5 protein-coding genes and 1 pseudogene are annotated in these 5,343 nt (G+C 41.5%); 1 reads left to right on the forward strand and 5 read right to left on the reverse strand.

All coding sequences use genetic code 11. From position 1 onward, the window contains the following. Nucleotides 1–121 precede the first annotated feature (121 nt). Entirely contained in the window at nt 122–1,618 is a 1,497-nt protein-coding gene (xylB, locus tag HW45_RS04185) for a xylulokinase (protein ID WP_038225078.1), read from the reverse strand. A gap of 6 nt (nt 1,619–1,624) precedes the next feature. Beyond that, nucleotides 1,625–2,659 carry an NAD(P)-dependent alcohol dehydrogenase gene (locus tag HW45_RS04190; RefSeq protein WP_038225079.1) on the reverse strand — a complete coding sequence of 345 codons (1,035 nt, stop codon included), beginning with the start codon at nt 2,657–2,659 and terminating at the stop codon, nt 1,625–1,627. 263 nt (nt 2,660–2,922) lie between these two features. On the opposite strand from HW45_RS04190, the gene HW45_RS04195 reads away from it, so the two are divergent. Continuing rightward, nucleotides 2,923–3,927: a LacI family DNA-binding transcriptional regulator gene (locus HW45_RS04195; protein ID WP_038225081.1), complete on the forward strand. Its 1,005-nt coding sequence runs from the start codon at nt 2,923–2,925 to the stop codon at nt 3,925–3,927. Nucleotides 3,928–3,968: 41 nt separating this feature from the next. Here HW45_RS04195 and HW45_RS04200 read toward each other — a convergent pair whose 3' ends face one another. The 3 genes and pseudogenes from HW45_RS04200 to HW45_RS30295 form a co-directional block, all read right to left on the reverse strand. Continuing rightward, nucleotides 3,969–4,499 (reverse strand): D-lyxose/D-mannose family sugar isomerase, encoded by a 531-nt coding sequence (locus HW45_RS04200; protein WP_051867758.1) that lies wholly within the window; start codon nt 4,497–4,499, stop codon nt 3,969–3,971. 272 nt (nt 4,500–4,771) lie between these two features. Continuing rightward, nucleotides 4,772–4,870, reverse strand: a pseudogene (locus tag HW45_RS30290) (IS982 family transposase); the annotation flags it as partial. Then, nucleotides 4,855–5,073 carry a phosphotransferase-like protein gene (locus HW45_RS30295; RefSeq protein ID WP_443083033.1) on the reverse strand — a complete coding sequence of 73 codons (219 nt, stop codon included), beginning with the start codon at nt 5,071–5,073 and terminating at the stop codon, nt 4,855–4,857. The pseudogene HW45_RS30290 and the gene HW45_RS30295, both read right to left, overlap by 16 nt. Nucleotides 5,074–5,343 lie beyond the last annotated feature (270 nt).

The raw sequence follows: 5,343 nt of genomic DNA on the forward strand, positions 1-5,343 counted from the left end.
CCGCCACAAAGAGCATGAATTTCGCCTGCCTGTAGATCGAAGTTGATGTTCTTCAAAGCTTGAACTTTGCCAAACGATTTCTTAACCGATCTGACAGATAATAGTGGAGTGGGGGTACTCATTATTTTGATGTCTCCAATGTCGGATATTGTTTGTGAAGTTCTCCTAGATAACGTTGATATGCTTTTTCAGCTTTCTCCGCGTTGCTAGAGTCTGGTAGAACTAGAGATTGATCATCTAGAACGACAAACTTGTCGACGATGTCATAATCGATTGTGTTGCTAAGTGCCCATGCAGCTTGAATAGCAGCGCCTAGAGCACCAGCTTCTGCATTAACTGGACAGATCGTTTCAACGTTCATTGTGTCAGCGATGATCTGACGCCAAGAACTCGACTTGGAGCCACCACCGATTAAGCGAATTTGTTTTACTTCGATGCCTGCATTGCGCAGTAGATCTAATCCATATCTAAGTCCAAAAGTTGCCCCCTCAATTACTGAACGAACAATATTGTCGCAATTGAAATTGGCAATGTTTAGGTTATGAATAGAAGCTTGAGCATGAGGAAGCGGAGGGACGCGCTCACCATTGAAGAACGGCAAGAATGATATTCCGTCTGAGCCGATTTTAGAACGAGAAAGGCAATCGTTAAATTCAGGAATGCTCATGTTGAACAGATTCTGAACTTGAGTCGATGCGGAGGTTACGTTCATTGTGCAGATCAGAGGAAGCCAGCCGTTGGAGCTAGAACAAAAGCTAGCAATGCTAGGATGATTCAACTCGATGTGCTTGCTAGTGAATGTAAAGATCGTCCCGGATGTTCCAAGTGACATTGTCATAATTCCGTCTTTCACATTACCAGTGCCAATGGCTGCCATCATGTTGTCGCCACCACCTGTTGCAACGACAACGTCATCACGTAGGCCCAGCTTCTCTTTTGCGTTTCCTCTAACGCAACCAATGGATTCATGGGCTTCCTTAAGTTGAGGCAAAGCAGAGAACAGCCTTCCAGATGGGTCGAGAAGGTCACATATGTGTGCATCCCATTTTCGAGTTCTAACATCGAACAGACCAGTTCCTGATGCATCACCATATTCTGTGACGTATTCGCCGGTTAACCAGTAATTGATATAATCATGGGGAAGAAGCATATGAGCGAGCTTTTCAAAATTATCTGGCTCATGTTTCTTCATCCAAAGGACTTTTGAAGCGGTATAACCTGTTTCAACTCGGAGTCCTAGCTTCTCAATTGATGCTTCATCGCCGCCTAGCATTTCTAGAATTTCAACATTCTCGGGAGCGGTTTCTGTATCACACCATAGTTTTGCACTGCGAATCACATCGCCATTTTTATCAAGTGCAACAAAGCCGTGTTGTTGTCCAGAAATGCCTATAGCATCAATCTGACTTGCGGTTATTTGAGCCGCATTACACGCGGCTTCAAAAGCTTCAGTCAGTGCATCGAGCCACCAAGACGGTTCTTGTTCGCGCTTTCCGTTTGTATCGGAAATTAACTCATGTGAGCGTGAACACTCTGAAAGCACTTTATGAGATTCAGTATCGACAATTACGACCTTTGTCCCTTGAGTGCCACAGTCAACGCCAACTATTAAGCTCATTTTGTATTACTCCATCTCAATGATGATTTTTACATCAGATGGGTGTGCTTCTACTGCTCGCTGATAAGCATCGATAGAGTCTTCAAACTTGAACTTGCGACTAACAAGAGGCTTGACGTTGATTTTTCCAGAAGCAATCAAGTTGATAGTTTTTGGATACATGTTTGCGTAACGGAAAATAGTCTTGAAGGTAATCTCCTTGACTTGAGCTGCAACGATATCGAATTTAACTGGCTCGATTGGCATGCCAACAAGAACAGCAGTTCCATTTGGAGCAATCACATTGCACATGTTCATGATTACAGGCTCTACGCCACAACATTCAAATAGAACGTCTACACCAACGCCGTTTGTCATGACATTCACTAACTCTTCGACACTTTCTTTACTGCTGTTGATGGTTTTAATGCCTTCATAAGCCGCAATTGTTTCAAGTTTTTCATCAACAACATCAGCAACGATCACTGAAGAACAACCACCAGCTAGTGCTGAAAGTGCGCACATAACGCCGATAGTGCCAGCGCCGTAGACAAGTGCCACATCGCCTGGTTTGATTTCAGCTTTGGTTGCTGCTTGCATACCGATAGCCAAAGGTTCGACCATTGCTCCTTCTTCAAAGGTCATGTGTTCTGGGATTTTGAACGTGAATGCTGAAGGGTGAACGACATAGTCTGAACAGCAACCGTCGTAAGGTGGTGTAGCCCAAAAGGCAACATCAGGGTCTAAATTGTAAAAGCCGTTCATAACTTCGCGAGAGCTTGGTGCCGGAACACCAGGTTCCATACAAACGCGATCACCTGGTTTTAGATGCTTTACGTTCTCGCCAACTTCCACAACAATGCCCGATGCTTCATGACCGAGGGTCATTGGACTGTCGACTACGAAGTGACCAATTTTCCCATGTAAAAAGTAATGAATATCAGAGCCACAAACGCCGACAGATTGGATTTTGATCTTTACATCGTCTTTGTTTTTCAACTGTGGTTCTTCAACTTCAGCTAAAGTTAGCTTATTAACTTCTTCAAGTACAAGAGCTTTCATTGATGTTACCTCTTAGTGTTATCGTTAACATATCTGGATAACAAAAATGTAACCTTTTAGTTTGATTTATAATGTGTATCAGGTCACAAAAATTGTTTATTGCTTGTTTTTTGCGCAGCGTAAGCTAAAAAATGAGGTGTGTGTATGATTTTTCTAACATTAAAATGTTATTTATAACATTTTCGATTGTCATGTTTTGCCTGATAGACTGTGTTTCATATACAATGTTGTGATTGCAAAGCAGTAGCTCATAAGAAGATGAAATGAAGAAAGTCACCATGGCCGACATCGCCAAAAAGGCGAATGTAACCACAATCACAGTTAGCAGAGCGCTTTCTACACCAGATAAAGTGAAAGCTGAAACAAGAGATAAAATTGAGAAGTTAGCAAAGGAAATGGGGTACATCCCCAACATCCTAGCAAAGGGGCTTAAGTCTGGTTCAAAGACGATTGGGGTTATTGTTCCGTCGATAAACAACCCATTTTTTGCCAAGACGATTCAACTGATTTCAAGATACTCAGCCGAGAAGGGATACAACTGCTTTTTTTTCACTTCAGACGAATCTAGCGAGATAGAGGAAGACTGTGTCAATACGCTAATAAGTTATGCGGTGGAAGGCATCATCATTAGCGTTATTTCTGAAGACGAAAACTATCAGCCTGATTACTTTGAGCGACTAAAGTACATTGGGATTCCAGTCGTGCTTTTGGACCGCTATGTAAGTAAGCCACATGACTGTGGAGTGTATTTAGACAATATGGATTCAGGATACAAGCTAGCGAGAGAAGTCGTCAAAGATGGGAACAAGGATATTTTGATAGTCGCAGGCTCGCCTCAATCAAAGGTTTCAAATGATCGATTAGATGGTATGAAACGAGCTCTCGATTGGCTCTCTGGAGAGGTTGAAGTCGAGATAATCAACGCCGATTTTAACAAGAAACTGGCACGAGAGAAAGTTCAGGAGTATCTAAAAATCGCCAAGCCAGATGCCATAGTCGGTTTGAACAACCAGATCACTTTAGGCTGTTTAGAAGCGAGTCATTTAAGTGGTTATAAATCTAGTGAAGACATTCATTTCTATAGTATCGACAAGGTCGCAGGCTCGGAAAGCTTTGGAATTCATATCCCATGTATAGAGCACAACATTGATGAGTTGGCAGTCCAGTCTGTCAATCAGCTTCTGAGAGTGATTAATAGTAAGACTGGCTCGACTCTTGGTGATATCGTCATTCGTGGTAGAGTTTCAGCGAAACAAATCGATGATTAGAACCTAAGTTTGAAAACGCCCCTCATTGGGCATTTTCAAACTTAGGTTAGCATGCTCGATCTTTTGATATCTGGATTGGTGAAAATATCTGTTTCGTCATTTGACGTCGTTGAAAACTCAGACACGACGGCCCCTTTTTCGTGAGCCTTAAACCAGTGTTTTGAATTTGGAGCTAACGTGAGCTGCTGTCCTTTTTCAAGCACAACTTCTTTGAATACTGTAAAATTGTTGATATCCTTAGGAAATGCAACGGCTGCTATCTCACTTGCTACTCCCGCGATAAAAATACTTACACGCCCATATCGACAGCGAAATGTCTCTTCCTTACCTTCTATGGTCCCAAGTGTTGGGTGAATATGCTCAGGGCACGTTTGATTAGGAAGCATGATTAGTTCTTTTGCACAGCATCTGTCTGTATTAATGTAGGTATGAATTGCCAATCCTTGCTGGCGATAAGAACCCAATCCAAAATCCGTTATTTCAAGGTTAGAAAGCTCTTTTTCCGTAAGAAAAATCCCAGAGCTTTCGATGATGTCTTGAAGTTCACTTAAGACGTTTTTTATAGAAGTCATAGTTTTACTCTATTTTTTCTGTTAGCCCTTTCGTCAGGCTAAAGTGGGTGAGGGTTCATTTGAATGTTTCATAGCTTACAGGGAGAATAGCGATACATCATCGAACTTTCTGTGAGACATCAAACAATTTGGGTGTTGTTGTTCAATTCAGGCGAGAGTACGTATTTCGGTGATTGGATTAACTCCAGTGTAGCAAAACTAGCTTGCCACTAATTGGAAAGAGATAAGCACCATTAAACTAAATAACTTCAGATGGGTTTAAACCATCGCCATCAACCTTGTTTTGCAGTGTTCATGATGTTGAGCGATGGCTTTTCTGGTTTTAAACAGTACGCAATTAGCCCATCAAGTAAGTTCAAAATGAGCCCATGATACATAAATGGAATGCTTCAAAGAACTTGAGGCGGTTAATCTTCCAATCAAATGCTCCTACATCATTTACTTGCTTTGGTAGCCCCCTTTCTGCAATCAACTGATCCGACTTATAGTGCCAGAATGGTTGGTCGATCTGTGATTGAATAGCTTTAGATAGTATGGACTTACCACAACTGCTAGTACTATGAAGAAAAGTAATCCTAGACGGTCGAACTAAATGTGACTGTGATCTGAACGAAACTCATTAAAGGTCAAAGATGAGCGTGCATAGGTTTCGCTGACACGCGAACAATCCAAAAACCTTCTCTATATTTGCTTAACGAACATGTATTGCTGCTTTGTTCATCAACTACTTGTTTGTTAACAGTAATAGAATTAACTCACTAATGTAATCCTTTAGCCATAGCAATATCGCGGATACTTAGAGATTTTTTGTCAAAAGTCTAACCTTATTTTAATTGTTATGTTA

The organism is Vibrio sp. ER1A (assembly GCF_000733315.1).
In the GTDB taxonomy this organism is placed as follows: domain Bacteria; phylum Pseudomonadota; class Gammaproteobacteria; order Enterobacterales; family Vibrionaceae; genus Vibrio; species Vibrio mediterranei.

What these genes read in the sequence shown, in the direction of transcription:
- HW45_RS04190 (WP_038225079.1), bottom strand. Translation starts at nt 2,659, where the DNA reads ATGAAAGCTCTTGTACTTGAAGAAGTTAATAAGCTAACTTTAGCTGAA.
- HW45_RS04195 (WP_038225081.1), top strand. Translation starts at nt 2,923, where the DNA reads ATGAAGAAAGTCACCATGGCCGACATCGCCAAAAAGGCGAATGTAACC.
- HW45_RS04200 (WP_051867758.1), bottom strand. Translation starts at nt 4,499, where the DNA reads ATGACTTCTATAAAAAACGTCTTAAGTGAACTTCAAGACATCATCGAA.
- xylB (WP_038225078.1), bottom strand. Translation starts at nt 1,618, where the DNA reads ATGAGCTTAATAGTTGGCGTTGACTGTGGCACTCAAGGGACAAAGGTC.